Genomic DNA, 23791 nt, shown 5'->3' on the forward strand with positions numbered 1-23791 from the left:
TATGGCCAAAAGTAGTCTGGTTACACATATTCTTATGTTCACTCAATCTAGGGATAATGATGCCCTATTGATCAATATCATCTCGCGTAATTTCTCCAAAGTCTTAGTGGTTGAGAAAATCCGCGCCATCAGTGAAGCCTTAAGGGATCTCGCCCCTAAAGTCATTTTCGTCTCTTGCGAAACCCTGCAAGAATCTTTAGCTACTTACTACCAAGCCTTAGATGACGCCCAAAACGGTAAGATTTGTGAGCACTGTGTGGTGGCTGTCATTTCAAGACACGATGAAAAAGATGCCTTTGAAGCCTACACCAACGGTATCATCGATGATTATCTCGTCGCCAGGCCCTTGTATGAGTTGCACCGTCCTGTGGTTATCTGCCAGCATTTGCTCAAAAAAGTGGGCCTTACGGAAGGCTCCGCCCAGAAAACTGATTTCTTAAAATACCGAGAAAACTACAATGATGCCGCCAAAGAAATCATTGCCAAGGGCATAGAGCGCAAGGAATCAATGAGGAAAGACTTCGAGGATAGCTTAAGTCAAATAGATAAAGCCTTGGATGCGGCGGCGGACAGGATCCAGAAACACCAAACCGTTAAGCTTGATATGGACATGCTGAAGAAAACCTTATCAGCAATCAAGTCCGATGAAATTCGCCCCGAACTGCTTAAAATTCAAAATAAAGCGATGCAATTATTGGAACAAGTCGTCAGCGACGCCCAAAGCAGTTTCAGCGCAGAAAACATGCTGTTCTCTGATGAGACAGAACTTCCTGACACCGCGATTATCAACACTAAACCTGTACTCCCTGCAGCGTCAGCCTCCGCACAGCCAAGCCCTACGCCGACCCAAACGGCTACTGCTGCAGCTAAGCCCACGGTTAGCTCCCCCTTAATTACAGCTGCGGTACAAGCTAAGCCATCTCCAGCGGCTCAGGATAAAACCCCTAAGGTATTGGTGATCGAAGATGATGAAATTAGCTTGCACTTAACCAAAGTACTATTGGGCAATTACAAGCTTGAATTTGATAGCGCCGATACAGGACGAAGCGCCTTTGCCTGCTTGAGCAATCGAGAATACGATCTCATTTTAATGGACATCAATCTCCCAGACACTAATGGCCTGTATATCCTCGACCAAATAAGGACAACGGCAAACTTAAACAAGCAGACCCCCATTATCATGCTCACAGGTAACAAGAACAAAAATACCGTTCGCCAAGCCATTGAGGCTGGAGCAAAAGGCTATATTATCAAGCCGCTGCATCAAACATCCGTCATAAAGCTGTTTGAGAAATACCAATTACCTTTGCTGCAAAAAGCCTAAACGTTTCATCAAAATATGACGGCGCAGCAGCAAGAGCCCAGTAAAAATTAGCAAATAGATGCCAGGTTCAATAATCTCCGACTTTACCGACCAATAAAAATGCACCGGCGCGAGTATAGCCGCAAGGTAGACCCAGTTATGCAACGCCTGCCAGCGTTTGCCCATGGTGCGCTTCACGCGATGAAAGGACGTCAACCCAAGCATAAGCAAAATGATTAAACAGCTTGCTCCCACTAAGATATAAGGCCGCTTTACTATTTCCTCAAACAATAATCCCCAGGCGAACAATAAATCTAAACTGATAAATGCACTCAAGTGCAGCAAAGCATAACCAAGCACATAGAGCCCCAATAAACGCCGGGTCTGCAGTAATAACCCCTGTTTAAGGCGCTTCGCAAAAGGCGATACTAACAAGGTCGCCACCAAGACATTAATGGCGCCCATACCTGTGAAATGAATGATGTACTGCACAGGATCGCCGCCAGCGTTATCGGATGACACCAACAAGACTAAATATACTAAAGGCAATATGCACAACAGGTGCAAGAGGACTTTGAGCCAGAACAGGCCAGCTTGGGTTAAGCGCATTAGTAAAACGCCCTTAAATCCATGCCTTTGTACAAATGCGCGACTTCATCGCCATAACCATTAAACATTTGAGTGGCTATGCGTTTGGCTGAAAACAATCCGCCCTCACCTATGCTGCGCTCACTGGCCTGAGACCAGCGAGGGTGATCCACATTCGGGTTCACGTTAGCGTAAAAACCGTATTCATTTGCAGCTAATTGATTCCAACTGGTGGGCGGTTCCCTATCCAGCAGCCGAATACGTGAAATGGATTTAATGCTCTTAAAGCCGTACTTCCAAGGCACCACCAAACGAATAGGCGCGCCATTTTGTGGCGGTAATGTTTTGCCATAAAGGCCAACGGCAATCAATGACAGTGGATTCATAGCCTCAGCTAAGGTGAGCCCTTCAACATAAGGGTAATGAATACCGCCCCCCATGAGTCGGTTCTTCTGCCCTGGCATTTGCTTGGGATCGTACAAGGTTTCAAAGGCCACATGGGTCGCACTGCCTTTCACCCCCACCTTAGCCAACAAATACGCCAGACTAAACCCGACCCAAGGGATAACCATGGACCAAGCCTCTACACAGCGCAGTCGATAGGTACGCTCTTCCAACGGAAATAACTGGGTTAAATCGTCAAAGTCTAAGGTCATGGGCTTATCCACAAGACCATCTAAGGTTAAGGTCCAAGGCTCGACCTTAAACTGCTGTGCATTCTCAAAGGGATCTTGTTTACTGGTGCCAAATTCATAAAAATTATTATGCCGAGTCACTTTATCTTCAGGGGTTAACTCAGTCTCTAGCATAAAAGCGTGTGGACGAGAAAAATCAAGAGGACGGCGAATAAACTCAGCCTTGGGCTTATCAGAAAACACATCGAAAAGTCCCGCTTGTGCCGAAGGTGACAGACTGGCCCCCAACGCCCCTAACCCACCGAAACCTAAAGCTTTAATAATAGTACGCCTGTCATTAAAAACAGCTTCAGGCGTGACTTGATTGTCCGGTAACGCCCAAGTCGCGGTTTTTTTTATCCCTCGAATAAATGATGGCTTCTGACTCATAAAAAAACCTCTGTTAAATGCTTTATGCTGCCAACAACAGCGCTTAGTCGCCCAGGCGTAACACCCATAGTGATAATTGAGTAGACACGGGAAAACCGATAAATATTGCAGCTTCAGATAAAAAACCGCGATTTTTGAACCTAATAACCATCACATTAGGCTATTTTGCTCATTCGCTGAGCAATTGCCCTTGAAATTCATCGCCTCATACTTGCAGCAAACTGCCGCTCATGCGACTCTAGGCCATTACTTGCAACTGGTTACCGTCATGCCTTTTTCCCCTCAACTGACAGCCTTGTCTTTGCCCCAAATCATTATTCTTTTCGCCATTGCGTTCCTTTCGTTACTCATAGGCGCTTTATTAAATCAGAGGCTCACCCGCCAGCGCTGGGAACAAGTCAAAGCCGCACAGGAGCTCATTAATAAGCAAGTCAGTGATGCTGCCGCCGCCGTCACCGCCCACCAGCAAGATCTTATCGATGACAAAGACGACATGATAAAACATGCCCAGTCAAAGATTGAAGTACTCATTGCCCAAGTATCAAAAGTCGAGGCGCAGGCCGAGCGTGCCACCAGCCTTGAAACTCAATTGAGCGACACTCAGCGCAAATTGATGGAATCCCAATTGGCCTTATCTAAGTCCAATGCCATGCAGCAAACGATCTTAATTAAGAGCCGCACCGAGCAAGAAGCACTGCAGGATAAAATTCGCCTGCTTGAAACCGCCGAAGCTAGGTTAACCGTCCAGTTTGAAAACTTAGCCAATCGCATCTTTGAAGAGCGCAGCGAAAATTTTAAACAGCAAAATGTCAGTCAAATAGACAGTGTACTTGGGCCACTAAAACAACAGCTTGAAGGATTCAGGCAGCAGATCAATGAATCTTATACTCATGAGCAATCTGAGCGCAGCGCCTTAAAACACCAGCTAACTCATTTGCATGAACTCAACATGAAAATGAGCCAAGATGCCGTCAACTTAACCAATGCACTTAAAGGTGACAACAAGCAACAAGGTAATTGGGGCGAAGTTATTCTTGAACGAGTACTGCAAGAGAGTGGCCTACGAGAAGGTCACGAGTACCAAACTCAGCAAGAGTTAAAAGATGACAACGGCAAACGCTTCAAACCCGATGTGATAGTGCATCTGCCGGAACAAAAAGATGTGGTTATCGATGCTAAAATGTCGCTCATCGCTTATGAGCGCTATTTTAATAGCAGTGATGAGAGCCACAAACAGCAAGCACTGAAAGAGCATGTCATTTCCATCAGGCAACATATTAAAGGCTTAAGTCAGAAGGATTATCACAAGCTGCATGGTCTTAAGAGCCTAGACTATGTGTTGATGTTTATTCCCATCGAGCCCGCATTTTTATTAGCCATAGAGCATGATCCTAGCATAATCAATTTTGCCTTGGAGCAGAATATCATGCTGGTGAGTCCAACCAATTTACTGGTGGCCCTTAGAACCATCAACAACATTTGGCGTTATGAATACCAAAATCAAAACGCCCAAACCATCGCCAAACAGGCCGCCAAAATGTACGATAAATTCTGCGGTTTTATTGAAGATATGGACAAAGTGGGCCGTGCCTTAGAAGGCGCCGAAAAAAGTTACCAAAGTGCCATGGGTAAACTGTCTTCTGGCAAAGGGAACTTAGTGAGGCAAGCCCATTTAATGCAGAAGCTGGGAGTCGATACCAGTAAACAACTGGATAAACACAAAGTCAATTTAGCGCTGAGCGATCACTTAGATGATGAAAGCGATACTGAAGATGACAGCCAAGACCAAGAGCCTCATTCGCAGCACGCAAAGCTCAGCGCGGTAAGCATAAATTGAGGGAAATAAAAATCAAACAAATAAGCCGTTAAACTTGAATAAAGTAAACATTACAACAGCATACTGAGGCGGAGATTCTCGATTAAATGCGCAACACACTCGTTACATCTTGTTTAACAGCTGCCAGCATGGCGCTAATTTTTTTCTCTCAAAGCTTGAGTGCTTACACTCAAGATCAACAAACCTATTTGGATGCCAGCCGCGCACTAGAAAACAAACAATACGGCCAATATCGCACCTTAAGAGCCAAACTCAATGACTACCCACTGGCGATGTATTTAGATTACAACGCCACCATGGCCGATACCCTCAAGTTGCCTGGTAAAAACGCCTTAATTGAAATAGAAAAATATAAAGGCAGCCCGCTGTACAATTCGGCCCGTTATCGTTATTTACTCACAGCAGGTAAAGCCCAAAGGTGGCGTGATTTTCTTGTCATCTCCCCTGACAGGCCCAATGATGTCCGCCTACAATGCTACTTCAACCTTGCCTTATACCATCAAGGGGACAAAAAAACGGCCTTTGAAGCAACCGATGAACTCTGGCTCTATGGCAAGTCTCGTCCAAACGAGTGCGATCCATTATTTGCGCTTTGGACTCAAGCAGGCCATCGCAGCCAAACCATGATCTGGTCCCGTATGCTGCTCAGCTTTAATGCTGGCCAACATGGCTTAGTGAGCTATTTAGCGCAAAAAATTACCCGCCATAAAACCGAAGCCAACCTATTAGTCTCGGTTTATAAAGATCCCAACAGCTTAAGGCACACCCAAAGGTTCAGTAATAATGCCGCCATCTACGGTGATATTGTTGAAGCTGGGTTAAGAAAACTCGCCTTATCCAATATAAATCAAGCCATCAGCTTGTATAAAAAGTACCACAAACTTCACCGCTTTGGCCCTGAACAAGACGCTAGCTTGAATCATTACTTGGTACGCCGCGCCTTGATTTTTAAAGTTGAAAAACAGCGCAGTCATATCGATAGTATGCTGCCTAAGCTTAAATCTGATGAACTTTTTGGCATGCGTATGCGTTGGGCCATAGGTGAAAAAGATGATGCGACTGTGGCGAAATATTTAAACCTATTAAGCCCTGAAGGCAAGGCCGATCCACGCTGGCAATATTGGCAAATACGTATCACAGGCAAAACAGACGCTGCATTGGCCCAAACCCAAGCCAATATCTTAAGCCAAGAACGTAATTTCTATGGCTTCTATGCGGCGCAATCTCTCAACGCTCCCTTGAGCATGAATGATGATGGCCTGGCATTTTCCTCTAACATGAAAACCAAACTCAACCAAGACTCTGGCCTTGCAAGGGTGAGTGAGCTGTTAGCCATTAAGCGTCCCCATGATGCACGCACCGAATGGATTTATCTGCTTCGCCGCCATGATAATCAGACTAAGGCAGAGTACGGCTTATTGGCACTAGAAAACGGCTGGTACAACTTCAGTGTCGAGGCTAGCATTCAAGGGCAACAGTGGAACGCGCTCAATTTACGCTTCCCCCTCGCCGCACAAAAGTCATTTGCAAAAGCCAGCAAACATTTTGGGGTTAATATCGATGAAATTCGTGCAATTTCTCGTCGTGAGAGTGCTTTTTATCGCTTTGCCACATCCGGTGTCGGTGCCCGCGGCATGATGCAATTAATGCCAGCGACAGCCAAAGAAACCGCTCGTAAATACCGTTTACTCTATAATCAACCTAATGACCTGTATCGCGCCGACAATAACATCATGTTAGGCAGTGCCTATTACAGCCAAATTTTAAAACAATTTAACGGCAACAGGGTGCTGGCAACCGCGGCATATAACGCCGGGCCTCACAGGGTAAAACGCTGGTTAGCAGATTCAAAAGGCCAATTAGATGTGATGAGTTTTATTGAAACCATACCTTATACCGAAACTCGCGAATATGTTCAGGCGGTATTGAGCTACCGCATGATCTACCAACAGTCTCATTCGCCAAATGCCAGCATGTTCACCACCTATGAGCGTGACTTTGCTTATTAGCCTAAGCTAAGTGTAAGAATAATAACCAATATGCACCCTAGGGAAAAAGCGAAGGATTAATCATTATTTAAGGGCATGAGAATGCCCTTTTTCATCGAAAAACACACAATAGGGGTTTGCCGTGACGCCACAGATGACAACTCAATCCCAGCAGGATAGCCAGACCTCAATGCACTCCTTAAGAGGCAAGGTGTCACAGGTATTATCCCAACTCGAGCAGGTATTATTGGGTAAACCCGAGCAAATCAAACTGGCATTAGCCTGTATCTTGGCCCGTGGCCACTTACTCATCGAAGACTTGCCCGGCATGGGAAAAACCAGCCTATCTCAAGCCCTGGCTAACACCTTAGGCATGAGCTATCAGCGCATTCAATTTACCAGTGACATGCTGCCGGCCGACATCTTAGGCGTGTCCATTTTCGATAAAGCGAAAAATCAGTTTGTGTTCCACAAAGGACCTGTGTTTAACCAAATGTTGTTGGCCGATGAAATCAACCGTGCCAGTCCCAAGACCCAAAGTGCCTTACTTGAAGCCATGGCCGAGCAACAAATCACCTTAGATGGTGTGACTCATGCGCTGCCCGTGCCCTTCTTTGTGGTGGCAACCCAAAATCCCACCGAGCAATCGGGGACCTTCCCTTTGCCTGAATCCCAGTTAGACAGATTTATGATGCGCATTTCCTTAGGTTACCCAAGTCATGATGCCCAGCTCAACATGCTGAAAGGCCAAGCACTAAAAACCCAAGACTTACGTCCTTGTATCAGCCCTGATGAATTGCAAATGCTGCAATCTGAGGTCCGTAAGGTGAGTGCTTCGGATGCGCTGCTTAACTACTTGATTGCTTTAGTCGATTATTCTCGTCAACATGCCGATGCCGCAGGTTTGTCCCCAAGAGCCAGCCTCGCCTTGCTGCAGGCAGCCAAAGCTTGGGCGTATATCGATGAACGCCATTATCTGCTCCCAGAAGACATTCAAGCTGTGTTTAGCGCTGTGGCCGAGCATAGAATTCGCACCAGCCACTTAGCCGTCGGCCAAACCTTAGCCGATATAATTCTTGCTAGCGTCAATCCCATAAGTTAAGCCGTAAAAAGCTTCATTCAGCGATTTTGACTCACTGATGATGGAGGGCATATGAAACAGACACAAGCCGCTGCTTTTGATGGATTAGCCCAGCCACGGCCGCATTTTTTACAGCGCCTTATTCCCCTGGGTTTACGCCTTCGCTGGCAGACGTGGCTGGCAAAACGCATTCCTGCCAGTCGCCAATTTACTTTAAGCCACAAAAGTATTTTTATTCTGCCCAGCGCCTTTGGTTTAGCCTGGATTGGGCTTATTTTATTGCTGTATTTATTTGGCACTAACTACCAAAACAACCTCATCATCGGCCTGAGTCTACTACTGGCAAGCCTATTTCAAACCTGCATCATTTACAGTTACAAAAATTTGGCAGGCCTTAGATTAAGCGCCAAAAAAAATCCGCAGATCTACGCGGGTGACACCGCAAGCTTTGCCGTGGAGCTCAGCCATCAGAGTAGCCAACTTAATATGAGTTCCGCCGCTAATCATGCTGTCGATGCCGGGGGGCACACATGGTTAAAGGATGCTAGCCGACATCAACAAATTTGCCTGCGTTTTGCAGGGCAACATCATGTCAGAATTAAACAAGTACGCAGTGAGAAGCTCGCTTATGTCCCCTATGATAACAGCCGCCGTGGCCGCTTAATTCCAGGTCGAATCACAGTTGAATCATACTTTCCCCTAGGCTTATGCCGCACTTGGTCTTATGTGGATTTAGATTTACAACAAATCATTTTTGCCAAGCCAAAACACGATGAAATAATCTTAAGTGCTGCAGAGAAAGAGGCAAAAGAAGATGAGCATGGCCAGCAACGCGCTGGGATCAATGAATTTAATGAACTGAGAGCCTATGTGCCAGGAGAATCCTTAAAACAAGTGGCATGGAAACAATGGGCTCAAGGTAAGGGGTTATTGACCAAAACCTTTTCTCAACCTCAAGGCAAACCACTTTGGCTGCTGCTGGCACAAATCCCAGGACAAGACTTCGAAGACAGGCTCAGTAAGCTCGCCTGGCAAGTGGATGAACTAAGCCAGCGCCAGCAAGTTTTTGGCCTAGTGCTGGATAACAATCACACCATCAAACAAGACACAGGTGATAAACACAGAATCGCGTGTCAGCAAGCCATAGCCCTATTTCAAACAGAAAGGGGTCAAACTAAGGGGCTTCAAACACAGGATTTTCAGCCACAAGCAAAAAACTCAGTGCCATCGAGCTCAACATCTCACGCAAGTTTAAGCAGCGCCGCCGATACCTTCATGAAAAAGCTGCGCAATATTGCTAAAAAGGGCGTGAAGAATGCAGGATAATTTTGACAGCCACATCGGCAGATCCACCCTGTTCTGGCTACTGCTGACCAATCTTGCCATCTTGAGTCCACTGTTTGATAAAATCATGCCTTGGAGCATAGGCATTTGCGCCATTTGCTTTTTATGGCGAGTGGGGATTTATTTTGGACGCGTTGCAGCGCCGCCTAAACTTCTGGTAACCTCGCTCGCCATTGGCGCCGCCACCACCTTAGCCTTGGTCGCCAGTCAGATTGGCGCCCTCAATGCACTGGTCAACCTATTACTGCTGGGTTATGCACTTAAATACATAGAGATGCGGCAAGTCCGCGACGTTAAAGTCTTAGTGCTAGTGGGCTACTTCCTGATTGGCTTTAGCCTGTTAGAATACAACTCAATCCTCAATACCTTGCACTTGCTGTTAGTGAGCACCATCAACACTTGCGTGCTTATCAGCCTGTATCAAGAGCAAAGTCAGCCAGCGATGGAAAGCCTCCCCGAGAGCCGCGACAATGTAAGAATGACTAGAACCAAATCTAGCCTGCTCAATCTTTCTCAGTTCAAGTTCAGTCTTAAGCTGCTAGCTCAAAGCTTGCCACTGGCATTAATACTGTTCGTGGTATTTCCAAGATTGCCCCCCTTGTGGCTAATGCCCAGTATGGACAATGCCAGAACCGGCCTGAGTAACGAAATGGCGTTTGGGGATATTAGTAAACTTACCCGCTCGGCTGAACTGGCCTTTAGGGTGGGTTTTGATAGCAAGTCCCAAGGCCGACTAGCCAATCAGGATTTGTATTGGCGCACCTTAGTGTTAGATGAATATGACGGTGAAACTTGGCGGCAACACCCCAGTATGCAAGCCATACAAACCTTAGTCAGGCAAGTGAAACCCACCCAGCCAACGCCTGATCTTCAAGGACAGAATAACAAATCAATAGCCTATAACATCATCAGTGAGCCCAGTTATCAAAAATGGCTCTATGGCTTAGATGTCGCCACCAGTGACGATCCTAAACTCACCATGCTACCGGATCATCGTCTCTATGCCTTAAACGACATCACCCAGCGCTTTAGTTATGCTGTGGTGTCCTACCCCAATGCCGTGATGGACAGAGAATTATCTAAAACCATCGCCTCCATCAGCCTGCAATTGCCTAAAGGATTAAATCCACAAACCTTAGCCTTAGCGGCGCAGTTTAAACGCAACTACCCCGAGCCTAAGGACAGACTCGCCGCCATGATGGGTTATTTTAATCGCCAAGCCTTCTTCTATACCTTGTCACCGCCCTCCCTTGGCAAGCAGCAAGTGGATGATTTTCTGTTTAACAATAAAGCGGGGTTTTGCGCCCATTACGCCTCGGCGCTGGTTTATATGGCAAGGGCGACAGGACTTCCCGCCCGCGTAGTGACAGGCTATCAAGGCGGCGAATATAATCCCGAGGCGGGTTATTACAGTGTGTATCAATACATGGCTCATGCTTGGGCCGAAGTCTGGCTAGAGGGCCAAGGTTGGCAGCGTTTTGATCCCACTGCCATGATAGCCCCTGAGCGCATTCTCGATGGTTTTGATGCAAGTTTTGATGGCGCCTCTAGCTACTTATCGGACACACTGTTTACCAGCCTACGCTTTAAGCACACGCCTTGGCTTAATGAGCTCAGGTACAAGCTTGCAAGTCTAGATTATTACTGGAGTCTGTGGGTCTTAGGCTTTGATGAGACTAAAAAGCAGCAAGTGTTAGACAAGCTTTTTGGTGATATCAGCCTAAGTCAGCTGGCGATGATTATCTTAGGGCTAAGTAGCATCATCTTGCTTCTCATCGCTTATTCTGCCGGATTATTGCATTTCTCCTTTGAGGATAAGCTTAATCGACGCTACCTCAGTATTTGTCAGCGGCTGATTAACAAAGGACTTGTCGAGACTAAAGCTCAAGTTAATTCCCAAGCGCCATTGGCACCTATTGCGCCAATGGCTCCTATTACGCCGATGACTCCTATTACGCCGATGGCACCGCCCCAGCGCTTTGCCGCAGAAATTGCCCCTAAGCTAATTCAATTCAGCCCCAAACTTGCCAAACAGTTTGCCGGTTTCAGTGAGCTTTATATTGCGCTTAAATATCAAGACTTGCCGCCAAAACAGCACAGACTTAAGCAAAAACGCTTCCACGCCTTGTACCGCAAGCTAAGATTTGGGCTTTTAGTTAACTAACCTCTCCATTAATACGGGTTATCACGCCTTTAAGATTGAACCTTATAAGTCAACCACATAGAATAAAGCCAACTTAAGTTTTCGGCTAACTGGATGCACCATGCTCACGTTAATTCAATCCAATCAGATGGAAGTATTATCTGAACAATTAGCCAAACTGCTGGCAACCCCATTAGATGAGACAAACCTGCTGGCCAGTGAGCATGTGCTAGTGCAAAGCCCGGGCATGTCCACTTGGCTTAGGCTCGAAGTCGCTCGCCACAATGGCATAGCTGCCGCCCTTGAATTTCCGCTGCCCTCAAGTTTTATTTGGCAACTTTGCCACACCCTGCTGCCCGACGTCCCCAAGGATAACGCCTTCACAAAACCTGCCATGACCTGGAAGTTGATGGACTTATTGCCGCGCCTACTGGACGATGCTGACTTTGCCCCTTTGGCGAATTATTTAACTACTGAGTTGGCCACTGAGCTAGCCCCTGAGTTAGCTCCTGAATTAGCCACTGAAATAAAACCAGATCAAGCCGCTGCAGCGCCTGACTCAAGATCCCAAGCCATTGTTTTATCTGCCGCGCAAGATGCCATCAAGCGCTATCAACTATGCAGCCGCATCGCAGATATCTTTGACCAATATTTGGTCTATCGCCCCGAGTGGATCTTAGCTTGGGAGCAAAACAAACCACTGACTTCATTAGATAATAAACTCAAACTCGATGACAGCCAGTTATGGCAGCCCAAATTGTGGCGCGCACTTATCGACTATAACCGCGATGAACTGGGCGCCAGTCCCTATCACAGGGCAAACTTACATGAATCATTGCTTGAAGCCTTAGCCGATGAGCAAAGCTCTGTCGCCAACCTGCCCCAAAGGCTATTCGTGTTTGGCATTTCCTCCATGCCGCCACAAACCTTAGAAATACTGCATCAGCTGGCAGGGCGTATTCCAGTGGTGATGTTAGCCTTAAGCCCTTGCGAGCATTATTGGGGGGATATCATAGACCCCAAAACCCGCGCCCGCATGGCACTGCAATACGCAGATAAAAAACAGCTAGCACAGGATTGGGAGTCAAGCCTTGAGGTGGGTAACCCGCTGCTTGCCAATAACGGTAAGCTTGGCCGTGAGTTACTGGATCTGATGCTCGCCTTGCCAAGCGAGCACACAGATTTTGGCTATGACTGTTATGTCAAACCTTGGGATATTAATCTACATTCAGACGATGAAAATGATGCTGTCCCAGTAAATACCCCTCAAAACGCTAAGTTACTTCATGGGGTGCAGTATGACATTCTGCAAATGGAAACCTTAGGCGTGAGCCTAGGCCCAGATGCTGCGCTGTATAACAATATTCCTAATCGCCGCTTATTACAGCCAGACGATGACTCAATCACCATCCGCACCTGTCACAGTCCCTTAAGGGAAGTTGAAACGTTACACAATCATTTATTGGCTATGCTGAGCCGCTGCCCGCAGCTGCATCCCAAAGACATAGTTGTCATGATGCCAGATGTGGCCGCCTACGCCCCCTATATTGACGCCGTGTTTGGCACAGCCAATGCTGAAGCGTCTGGGATTGATGGCGCCCGCCAACAAGGCAATAGTTATATTCCCTATGCCATCGCCGATCGCGGCGCTGCGGCAGAGTCACCACTTATCAATAGTTTTTTAAGCTTGCTAAACATCAATCAGAGTCGCTTTGCCTTAACTGAAATCATGGGGATTTTAGAAGTCCCCGCCATTTTGAGGCGCTTTAAACTCAGCGGTGATGAGCTGAGTCAAATTCGCCTCTGGCTAGATGAGGCCAATGTCCGTTGGGGCCGAGATGAGCACAGCCGCGCCGCCTTAAACCTGCCGGCTTTTGAGCAAAACTCTTGGGCTTTTGGCATTCGAAGGTTAATCCTTGGCTACGCTTTTCATGATGGAGCGCCCCTGTATCAAGACACCTTATTAGTGCCAGGTCTTGAGGGCCAATCAGCCCAAGCCCTTGGCAAGCTAATGAATTTCCTTGAAACCTTAGATGATTATCGCGCCCTGTTTGCCGCCCCCTGCACCACTTCTTCGCGCCTGTTTGAGCTGCAAACCTTGCTACAAGATATTTTCGAGGCCGATGACGATGAACGGGAAGAAATTCAAGCCATTAATGAAGCTATCGCTAAATTAAGCGAGGAGTTAAACGGCGCCGGCCATCAAGGCATGCTGGATATTGAAGTGCTTAAAATCTGGTTTAACCAACGCTTAAGCGAGTCTCGCGTGGGTCAGCGCTACCTTGCGGGTAGCGTCAATTTTTGTACCTTAATGCCCATGCGCTCAATCCCCTTTAACATGGTGTGTTTGCTGGGCATGAATGACGGCGACTATCCTAGGGTGCAACACCCGGTGGGCTTTGATTTAATGGCGCATTTTGGCGCTAAAAAAGGTGACCGCTCGCGCCGCGCCGATGACAGATACTTATTTCTCGAAGCCCTACTCTCTGCCCGAGAGCAGCTGTACATCAGTTATATCGGCCAGAGTGAACGGGATAATAGCGAACGTATCCCTTCGATGTTAGTGTCTGAGTTAATTGAATATTGTCAGCTTTGCTACCTAACCCCAGAGATGAAAGAGCAGCTCAGCAAACTTGATGAAGAACAAATCCTTGCCTTGAGCAAACCTTGTGATGATGCCCTGCTCGCACGGCTTATTCAGGCGCAGCCGTTACAGCCTTTCGATCCTAAGCTGTTTAGAGACAATCAAGCCCTAGGCATTGCCCTGCAGCAGAGTTATCACAGCCAGTGGTGCCCGCCGAGCACGCCAGCTAATAAAACAACCACTGCGCCAGCCTCAGCTGCGGCATCCGGTTCAGCCTCTGCTGAAACCTCAGTTAACACTTGGGTTATGAATAGTTCTGGGCGTTTTTTAGGGCCAAACCAAAGCCTGCCTCAGTCAATATTAGCAGACAGCCTGTGGCCGCAATGGCACAGTGATTTGGAGGAAAGAGCGGTATTTGCAGCAACGGATGCTGAGCTTGAGCTATCTGCCCTACTGAGATTTTTCAGAAATCCCAGCCAGTTTTTCTTTAATCGCAGCCTAAAAGTCGATTTATCCTTAGACATTCAAGCCGATGACAATGATGAGCCTTTTAGCCTGAATGCGCTGGAGCGCTACCTGTTACAGGCGAAACTGTTAGATAAAATATTAGCACCTGACCTTGATACCAGTGACCTTGATAACAATGGCGATGATAGGAAGAAAACGCCTGAAGCAAGCCTTACCCAAGCACTAAAAGCCGCGGGCAGTTTACCCATGGCACCCTTTGATGAGCTATTACTGAGTCAGTACCAAAGGGACATGGCGCCGCTGATTGGCAGGGTGCAATTTATGCGGGGCGAGCAATGTGAGCCAAGAAGCCTTAATCTTGAACTGGAATTTAGCTTCAGCCCCGGGCAAATTCTGGCTAACAGCCTTGAGCTGAGTGAAATTAGCCTTGAGCCTGCACTAATAAACAGCCCAGAGCTCGCTCACAACGCCGCTCAAGCGCCACTTAAACTCACCCTACTTGGGCGCATCGACGATATCTTGCCCAAGGGCCTGATAAATTATCGACCCGGCGCCGCCCATGGCCGTGATTTGGTAAGGGTATACCTAAGGCATTTATGCCTCAATGCCAGTGGTCAGCAGCAGACCAGTTATTTACTGGATATGGCGCAATTTCATAGCTTTGCACCAATAACGCCAGCCCATGCAACAGCGCAACTTAAGGCCTTTATTTTGGCTTATATTCAAGGGCAAACGCGGCCATTGTGCTTTATGCCTCGCACCGCCTTTGCCTATGTGGAAGCACCAGGTAGTCATCAAGAAAAATTAATCGCCGCGCAAAAACTGTGGCGAGATGAGCAAAATCAGCTAGGGGAAGGTTTTGAGCCCCATAACCACAGGCTGTTTCGCTTTCCTGATGATTTCACCGAGTCTGGCTTTGGCGCAATAGCCACCACATTATTGAGCCCCATGCTGAGCCTGTATCACAAGGGCAAACTCAGTGAGTTAGAAGATTTTGTCAGTCAGGCAGCGGTGGGCCATAGCGAGGTTAACATGGGCGAAGTAGAAAAGAGCGCTGCAGAACAGATCCCAGTAAACCAGTTAGCAGTAAACCAAAGCCCAGTAGACCAGAGCGCAGTAAACCAGAGCCCAGTAAACCAGAATGTTGGCAGAACAGCGGACGATGCCGTTACAAGCAAGGGGGAGCGCCATGACTGAGCTAAAACAAACTGAAATAGCGCTAGCAGAAGTTAAACAAGCAAAAGCTTGCCAAACAGATTTAAGCAAGGGCACTAGCATTAGCCCAACCCGCAGCCCACTGGACGCATTAACCCTGCCATTTTTAGGCTCAAGCCTTATCGAAGCCAGTGCCGGAACCGGTAAAACCTATACTATTTCAGGGCTTTACCTAAGACTGCTACTTGGCCATGGTGAGCTGCCACCACTGAGCTGTGAGCAAATTCTCGTGGTGACCTTCACCAATGCCGCCACCCAAGAGCTCAGGGATAGGATCCGAAAACGCATCCAAGTGGCGTTTAAATGCTTCCTTGGGGTGGCCGTAGAGGATGAATTTGTCAATGCCTTAAAGCAGGCGTTTCCAGAGTCTGAGCGCCAAATTGCCTTAAAACGGCTGGATTTAGCCCTTAAATCCTTAGATGAAGCGGCTATTTTTACTATTCATGGTTTTTGTCAGCGGATTTTGGCGGATTTAGCGTTTGAATCTTCATTGCTGTTTGAGTCTGAATTCACCTTAGATGACAGCGAATTTTTGCACCACAGTGTGCGAGATTTCTGGCGAGAAACCTGTTATCCCTTGCCCCCCTATTTAGCCGAAATTATTGCCAAACAGTTTGGTGAACCCGATACCTTAGCCAGTAAATTACGTCCGTTACTTGGGCCAAATGAAGCCAAGACCTTAGGGATTATTCCGGCGTTTAGCACCTTAACTCAAGACTTAACCACCAGCCTTTCACGGCTCAAACTATTGTGGCAAAGCGAGCAGGAAAACACCTTGGCCTTGCTCCACAGCTTGCCCCTAAACGGCACCCGCTTTGGTAAGCAAAGCGATGGCTACCCCAAGCTTGGACAAATGTTTGATGAATTAAGCCACTGGGCCAGTGCTGACTATGGATTGCCAAGCACTAAAGCGTTGAGCAGTTTGGCGTTATCAGAACTTAAACTCAACAAAGGTGGGGTTGTCCCCAGTGCTGCTGAGGCGCCGTTACTGGCTCATTTCGATCAGATTAACGCCCTGATAAACAACTTTATTCCGGCGTTTTTACTGCGCGCCAAAGAAGGCATTAAACAGCGCTTTATGGCACAAAAACATCAACGCAACTTGATGGCCCCCGATGATTTATTGTCAAATCTTGCCAGCGCCTTAGATGCCAACCCTGATACCTTGGCAAGCGCCATTGGCCAGCGCTTCCCTGTGGCGCTTATCGATGAATTCCAAGATACCGATCCGCTGCAATTTAACATTTTCAGCAAAGTGTATGGCAAGGCGTCAAGTCCAAGCCAAGAACAGTTACAAGCACCGAACACAGCGACGGGCTTAAGTTTATTGATGATTGGCGATCCCAAACAGGCGATTTATGCCTTTCGCGGCGCCGATATTCACACTTATATTCAGGCAAGAAACCAGACCCCAGCCCATTACAACTTGGCCACTAACTTTCGCTCCAGTGAAAATCTGGTGCTCGGGGTGAACCGCTTATTTGCCCAACATAAGGATCCCTTTATCAATCAGGCGATCCCTTTTGATAGTGTAAAAACCCCTAGCTCGGCGGCAGAGAAACAACTGATTGGCGCTCAGATATCAAAGGCTGCGCTGCAAATAAAGCTGCTGGCCGAAGACGCTGAATTTGGGCTTAACAAGACCCAAGCAAGGCAGCACTTAGCCGCCGATGCAGCCAGTGAAATCCGTCAATTATTGACACAAGCCCAGCAAGGTGAATGTCAGTTAAGCGAGTCCAATAAGCCGCCGCGCCCCTTGAAAGCTAAAGATATCGCGGTACTGGTTCGTGACAGGAATGAAGCGGCTGTGATTAAAGCCGCCCTTAATGCTCGTCAGATAGGCGCGGTGTTTTTAAGCCGCGATAGCGTGTTCGACACCTTAGAGGCGCGGGAATTACTGCTACTGCTGCGGGCATTAGCCAACCCCAAGGATGAGCGCTTACTCAGAGCCGGCCTTGCCACCGAATTGATGGGCTATGATGCGCTGCAAATTCACAGTTTTAATCAGGATGAAGACAGTCGTCAGACACTGCTCAGCCAATTTTATCATTGGCACCAATTGTGGCAACGCCAAGGGGTGATGCCCGCCCTGTTGGCACTGGCCAATTGGAGTGGTTTGATCCCACGATTTTTAGCCAAAGGCTCAACGAAAGATTTTTTAGCCAAAGGCTCAGCTAACAATTCACAGAACGATTCACACAACAATAGCGCCGCGCCTCAGTCAACATCGGCAACTGAGTTTGATACCGAGCAAGATGAAACTCAGCCATCAGAGCTGGCCTCAGGGGAGCGCAGGCTGACAGATTTTCGCCATCTGTGTGAATTACTGCAACAAAAAGCCACTGAGCTTGATGGCAGCGCTGCCCTTATCAATTGGTTTGAGCAACAACTGATTGCCGCTAATACCACAGATGAGCAGCAATTAAGGCTTGAAAGTGAGCAAAACCTAGTGCAAATCGTCACGATTCATAAGAGTAAGGGCCTAGAATACCCAGTGTGCTTTGTGCCATTTGTGAGTTTAGCCAGAGGCGGGAATCGTCGTCCCAGTCCCATTCTTTATCATAAAGAGGGTCAATTGATTTGGGATATTCACGACACAGATGAAGGCCTTGAAAGCTATCAGCAAGCCCATTTAGCCGAAGACCTACGCCTATTATATGTCGCGCTGACTCGGCCTGTGTTTCGCTGCTATTTGTACATAGCCAATCAATGCCGCCAACTCAAAGGCGGCGTTAGCAGCCAATTGGCAGAAACTGGCATAGGCTATCTACTTGGCGCCAAGGATAAAAAAGTCGACTTTAGTTTTATTCAAGGGGCGGTGCAGGCAATAACGGCTGATATTCCTGCCATCGAAGTAAGCTTAGTGAGTGAAAATCCTGACACCCAAGTGTTAAAAAATAATGACGATAATGACCATCACTTAGCCCCTAAAACATTAACTCGCGGTTATCAAACCCCTTGGCGTGTGGGCAGTTACTCAGGTTTAGTTAAGCATCAAGCCCACGAAAAAGTGAGCCCAGGCGCCGATGATGAAGAATTCACCGACGAGCTCACGCTACACTTTATTGAGCAAGAGGCTCATGAGATCTTGCCAGAGCATTTAGCTGACAAGGCACTAACGCCTGCGCCCCTAGATGAGCCAGAGCCCCTAGATGGACCAGTGCCGTTGGATGAACCTGTGCCACTGGATGAACCTGCACCGCTAGATAGATTCAGCTTCGAGCGCGGCGCCAATGCCGGTAGTTTTATGCACTTAGTGTTAGAAAGCTTTGACTTTAGCCAGTATCAAAGCCAGCTGAGTGATGCGATTAGGGATGCCATGGTGCACTATGGCTTTGATGCAGAGCTTTGGCTTGAGCCACTGACCACATGGTATCAAGAGATAGTGACTACGCCGCTACTGATCCCTGAGCAAACACCACGAAATACCCAGTTTGCAGCAAGTCAGCAGCAAAGGCGTTTTAGCTTATCCGAGCTTAATCCTTCTAAAATCAAGGTGGAAATGGAGTTTTACCTGCCGATTTCGGCCCTTGGTAGCCTTGCCCTCAATAAGCTGCTTCAATCCCATGGTTATCAGGCGCAGTTAAGCTTTGATACCTTACGGGGCATGCTCAAAGGTTTTATCGATTTAACCTTTGAATATCAAGGGCAATTCTTTATCGCCGATTACAAGTCTAATCATTTGGGCAATAGCCTTGAGGATTATCAAATGGCCAATATGGCCAAGGCCATGGATGAGCATCAATATCATTTGCAGTACATCATCTACACCTTAGCACTGCACAGATACCTTAAATTGCGCTTGCCAAGTTATGACTATGACACCCACATAGGCGGCTGTTTTTATTTGTTTTTGCGCGGCATGAGCCCAACACACGTAGGCACGGGAGTTTTCTTTAATCGGCCATCGCTAGACTTAATCAAGGCTCTGGATAGCCTCTTTAGTGACGGCGAAGGAAAAATTGAAGGTAAAATTGAAAGTCAAAGCGTGTCAAGCAGTGAAACTAAGGTAGCAAAACCCCTTAAGGGCTCAACTCTATGACCAAGCAAAAAACGCCGCCAATGATAGCGCTGACGCCGATAGCATTAGGGCGGACTGCACTGAGCCAAACTGCTCAGGCTCAAATAGCGCCAAGCTTAAGAGAGCGGCTTAAATATTGGCAAGAGCTGCGTTTACTCACGCCGCTTGACAGGCACTTTGCCTTGTCCCTTTGTGATATTGAAGGTTTGGATAACCACAGCTCAGAAGCTGAGCTATTTATGCTCATCTGCGCGCTGTTAAGTAGGCAGTTATCAAATCAGCACAGCTGCTTAGTGCTGTCGCAAATTGACTTAGCTAACCCTATGATGGAAGAGTGCTACCGCGCTCCCGCCTCTTGCAGCATTAACTTAAGCTTAACTGAGCTTGAACATCAACTCAGTCAATTTAGCGCGGTAGGCCAAGCCGGCGACAATACCCCGCTAATCTTAGATACAGGCTGCCTGTACTTAAATAAGTATCACTTTTTTGAGACCCACGTTGCCCATAAACTCAATCGATTAGCACAAACCGAACTCATAGCGACTAGCAATGCGTTTGATGCAGGCACGCTTAATCAAGTGCGTCAGCAACTGGATTGCCTGTTCCCCGCCGCTGAAAATGCGCAGATAGACTGGCAAAAAGTCGCCACCGCCACCGCGCTCACCAAGGCCTTAGCTGTCATCACTGGCGGCCCTGGTACAGGTAAAACCACTACCGTGACTAAGTTGCTACTGTTATTGCAAACTCAGTCAGCAATGAACATCAAATTAGTGGCTCCGACTGGAAAGGCGGCGGCGCGCCTCAGTGAATCCATTAAAGACTCGAAAGCTAAGCTGCATGACTTTCTTTGCGCCCAGCTTTCCCAGCAACTTTCCTTGCAACTTAAGCAGGCTGAAAGCCCTCTTGCTTCAACGTCGTCAACGCAAAGTTCACCGCCAAAGAAACAGGCTCAAGGGCAGATGAGCCTAGACTTTGACCATACTGTTGTTGAAAACCAAACCGGCGCTGAAAACCAAACGGTCGCTGACATCCAAACTGAGAATGTGAACCCAGACTCTAGCAGTCTGTTAGCCCTTAAGCAGTTAATCGCCTCACTTAGCCTTATTCCAGAAGAGGCCTCGACCCTGCACCGTTTATTGGGGGTTATCCCTAATTCCCACAAGTTTAGGCATGATGAGCATAATCCCCTGAGGTTAGATTTATTGGTGGTGGATGAAGCCTCCATGGTGGATTTACCTATGATGCACAAATTGTTAAGTGCCCTACCTAAAGATGCGCGGCTGATTTTACTTGGGGATCAAGACCAATTGGCCTCAGTGGAAGCCGGCGCCGTGTTAGCGGATATTTGCGCAGGACTTAAGGCGCCAGCCTCGAGTGCGGCGCAATGGCAGATGCGTTATTCTCATGAACAAGCTCTATTGCTTGAGGCATTAACAGGGGAAAAACTGACAAGATATATTCATCCACAAGCCAGACTTGGGGATAGCTTGTGCATCTTGTTTCACAGCCACAGATTTAAAGGCGATGCCGGCATTGGTCTTTTAGCCGCAGCGGTGAATCACGCCGATATTAAGGCCATCAGACAAGTGTGGCAGCAACAACATCAGGAGCTTAACTGGTTTGAGCATCAAGCTGACTCAAATTCAGCTCAAGGAAAAGACGCCTTGCTGGCACTATCCGTGTCTGCCTATGGTGATTATCTAAGCTTAATTGCAGACAATAAGCGCCAATTTGAGATAACTGATGCCAGTGCGCTTCATAGCCCCAAGACCATTATCGACAGCTTTAATCAATACCGGATTTTATGCGCCATGCGCGCCGGTGAATTTGGTGTCGATGGCATTAATGCTGCCCTGACCCAAGCGCTAAAACAGCGCAAACTTATTGACCCCAAACAAGAGTTCTATCTTGGAAGGCCCATTATTATTGCCAGTAACGACTACAATTTAGGGCTTTTCAATGGCGATATCGGGCTGATTTTACAAGACAAAGATCAACCCACTCGCTTGATGGCACACTTTATCAAGGCCGATGGCAGCGTGCTTAAAGTTCAGCCCGCGCGCCTGCCAAGTCACGATACCTGTTATGCCATGACAGTGCATAAGAGTCAGGGCAGCGAATTTGCCAAGGTGAGTTTTGTGCTGCCGCCAAAGCCCAGTACAGCCCAATGGCAATTGCTGACCAAAGAACTGCTCTATACCGCGATAACCCGCGCTAAAGCACAATTTTATTGCTTGGGAAGCCAGCCAGTGTTTGAGCGAGCCAGCCGTCAAGTGACCTTAAGGGCATCGGGACTTGCGCGTCGCTTATGGGATGAATGACGGTTTATTAACCCCTTACAACAGTACTCAGGATAATTGTTTAAAACTTAGCGCGGCGCTATTGCTTTAGCTGCCATAGGCTCATTATCATAGGCACACTTTTTTAGGGGCCCAAGCTTGGCTTTTTCTGGCCCTAGTTTTTACTTTTTAGGAGTTATCATGGCTAAGATTAATGTGTTGCTACTTTGTGGTGGCGGCGGCGCAGAACACGATATTTCATTGATGTCGGCGCGTTTTTTTGAAACTTCCTTAGCCAAATCTGACCAATTTTCTGTGCTTACACTCACCTTAGATAAACAGGGTCGATATCACACTCAAGACGGCAACTTATGCTCCCTCACCAATCGTCGCGAGATCCGCTTCGAAGACCCCAGTATCGCACCTTGGGCGGTGGATTATGTTATCCCCTGTATTCATGGTTTTCCCGGTGAAACTGGCGACATACAGTCTTACTTCAACTTAATTCAACTGCCCTATTTTGGCTGTGAGTCTGAAGCCTCAAGTAATTGTTTCAATAAGATCACCGCCAAGATGTGGTTCAGTGCCTTAGGTGTACCCAATACTCCGTACATTTTCTTGCATCAATTTGACCAAGAAGCCATTGCCCAAACCCAAGCCGCCTTCGACACTTGGGGCTCAGTGTTTATCAAAGCCGCCTCTCAAGGCTCATCTGTGGGCTGCTACAAGGTCGATGTACGTGACAATATCGCCAAGGTACTGGAAGAGGCCTTCGGCTATGCGCCTTATGTGGTGGTAGAGAAGACCATTAAAGCCCGTGAGCTTGAAGTGGCAGTATATGAATATCAGGGCGACATCATCGCCACCTTGCCCGGTGAAATCATCTGTGACACCAATAAGTTTTATAGTTTCGATGAAAAATACGCCAAAGACTCCAAGGCGCGCACCGATGTGGTCGCCAGCAATTTATCGCCAAAATTATGCCTGCAGATCCAAGACTATGCCATCAAGGCATTTAAAGGCATGAAGCTGCGTCATTTATCTCGCATTGATTTTTTCTTAACTCAAGATGATGAAATATTACTAAATGAAATCAATACCTTCCCTGGGTTAACGCCTATATCCATGTTCCCTAAGATGCTGCAAAATCATGGTCATGACTTCACTGAATACTTGAGCGATGTGATAAGCCAGCAACTCGGCCGTTAACTGTGCAAGCCTGCCTCTGCGCGGGCTAAGTTAACAATTAGCTCAGGATCAGCTCAAAGCCAAGTTTTAGAAAACAACCCAACGCCAGTCTCAAGTCATAATGAGACTGGCGTTTTTTTCTTTATTCTTTCTTTTAAATCTTGATAAGCCAAAGCAAAGTACCACATGCCCCCCCAAGCGAGCACATCTGTAATAAAAGTGCGCCCAACAAAATGAATACGAATAAAAACAGTTCTCAATTAATGTTATTGCTGTAGAATATTGGCTTGTCATTTTTAGCCTTAGGTCCTGCTCTGTGTCATTGATGTCTATTTCATGGCGGCAACTGCTGTTTTCTTCTCAATTATCTTTGTTGCTGCGCACCATGGCGGCGCTCTTTGGTGGTTATTTTGTCGCGGCATCTGCGAGTGCACTCATGGCGGTGGCATTGCCCCTGCCCGCCACCGACAGCAGCCTAGTGGCAATGATGAGCGCCTTTATTATCTATGCCCTGTTTGCCATCTGGGTATTTAGCGTTAAACGCGTCGCCCTTGCTTGGGCGCTTGTATTGCTACTTGGTGGCAGCTTTTCTGTTTTGGCGCTGCTAATTCATCGCTATTAGTACATCGCTGTTAGTTCAGGGCTAAATAATCGCTAATAGGCTGTTAGCAATGCTTTAGTGCTCCCT

Annotated in this window: 13 protein-coding genes; 11 read left to right on the forward strand and 2 right to left on the reverse strand. The window is 47.4% G+C overall.

The annotated features are described in order from the left end of the window. The first annotated feature begins 1 nt into the window (after nucleotide 1). Complete coding sequence (locus SDEN_RS12150) at nucleotides 2-1324, forward strand: response regulator (RefSeq protein ID WP_011496774.1); 1323 nt, start codon at nucleotides 2-4, stop codon at nucleotides 1322-1324. Here the strand turns inward: SDEN_RS12150 and msrQ are convergent. Together msrQ and msrP are read right to left on the reverse strand one after the other, a co-directional pair. After that, nucleotides 1301-1912 carry a protein-methionine-sulfoxide reductase heme-binding subunit MsrQ gene (gene msrQ, locus SDEN_RS12155; protein WP_011496775.1) on the reverse strand — a complete coding sequence of 204 codons (612 nt, stop codon included), beginning with the start codon at nucleotides 1910-1912 and terminating at the stop codon, nucleotides 1301-1303. The genes SDEN_RS12150 and msrQ overlap by 24 nt on opposite strands. Next, nucleotides 1912-2955, reverse strand: a complete 1044-nt coding sequence (gene msrP, locus SDEN_RS12160; protein WP_011496776.1) for a protein-methionine-sulfoxide reductase catalytic subunit MsrP — start codon at nucleotides 2953-2955, stop codon at nucleotides 1912-1914. The genes msrQ and msrP overlap by 1 nt, the downstream gene beginning before the upstream one ends. 268 nt (nucleotides 2956-3223) lie before the next feature. Between msrP and rmuC the strand changes: the two genes are divergently transcribed. The 10 genes from rmuC (at nucleotide 3224) to SDEN_RS12210 (ending at nucleotide 23725) form a co-directional block, all read left to right on the forward strand. Beyond that, nucleotides 3224-4792: a DNA recombination protein RmuC gene (gene rmuC, locus SDEN_RS12165; protein ID WP_011496777.1), complete on the forward strand. Its 1569-nt coding sequence runs from the start codon at nucleotides 3224-3226 to the stop codon at nucleotides 4790-4792. An 86-nt stretch (nucleotides 4793-4878) separates the two neighbouring features. After that, the gene (locus tag SDEN_RS12170; RefSeq protein WP_011496778.1) at nucleotides 4879-6801 is read left to right on the forward strand and encodes a transglycosylase SLT domain-containing protein; all 1923 of its coding nucleotides are present in this window, start codon (nucleotides 4879-4881) and stop codon (nucleotides 6799-6801) included. Between the two features lie 169 nt (nucleotides 6802-6970). Next, complete coding sequence (locus SDEN_RS12175; protein WP_041405793.1) at nucleotides 6971-7882, forward strand: AAA family ATPase; 912 nt, start codon at nucleotides 6971-6973, stop codon at nucleotides 7880-7882. 51 nt (nucleotides 7883-7933) lie between these two features. Beyond that, nucleotides 7934-9187 carry a DUF58 domain-containing protein gene (locus tag SDEN_RS12180; RefSeq protein ID WP_011496780.1) on the forward strand — a complete coding sequence of 418 codons (1254 nt, stop codon included), beginning with the start codon at nucleotides 7934-7936 and terminating at the stop codon, nucleotides 9185-9187. Beyond that, nucleotides 9177-11369, forward strand: coding sequence for a transglutaminaseTgpA domain-containing protein (locus SDEN_RS12185; RefSeq protein WP_011496781.1), 2193 nt, complete (start codon nucleotides 9177-9179; stop codon nucleotides 11367-11369). The genes SDEN_RS12180 and SDEN_RS12185 overlap by 11 nt, the downstream gene beginning before the upstream one ends. 100 nt (nucleotides 11370-11469) lie before the next feature. Then, entirely contained in the window at nucleotides 11470-15597 is a 4128-nt protein-coding gene (gene recC / locus SDEN_RS12190) for an exodeoxyribonuclease V subunit gamma (protein WP_011496782.1), read from the forward strand. Then, nucleotides 15590-19657, forward strand: coding sequence for a UvrD-helicase domain-containing protein (locus SDEN_RS19875; protein WP_011496783.1), 4068 nt, complete (start codon nucleotides 15590-15592; stop codon nucleotides 19655-19657). Before recC ends, SDEN_RS19875 begins: the two co-directional genes overlap by 8 nt. Continuing rightward, entirely contained in the window at nucleotides 19654-21957 is a 2304-nt protein-coding gene (recD, locus tag SDEN_RS12200) for an exodeoxyribonuclease V subunit alpha (RefSeq protein WP_011496784.1), read from the forward strand. The genes SDEN_RS19875 and recD overlap by 4 nt, the downstream gene beginning before the upstream one ends. A gap of 159 nt (nucleotides 21958-22116) precedes the next feature. Then, on the forward strand, nucleotides 22117-23124 hold the full coding sequence (locus tag SDEN_RS12205; RefSeq protein WP_011496785.1) for a D-alanine--D-alanine ligase: 1008 nt from the start codon (nucleotides 22117-22119) through the stop codon (nucleotides 23122-23124). A 304-nt stretch (nucleotides 23125-23428) separates the two neighbouring features. Continuing rightward, entirely contained in the window at nucleotides 23429-23725 is a 297-nt protein-coding gene (locus tag SDEN_RS12210) for a hypothetical protein (protein WP_049763036.1), read from the forward strand. Nucleotides 23726-23791: the final 66 nt, after the last annotated feature.

The organism is Shewanella denitrificans OS217 (assembly GCF_000013765.1).
GTDB lineage: Bacteria > Pseudomonadota > Gammaproteobacteria > Enterobacterales > Shewanellaceae > Shewanella > Shewanella denitrificans.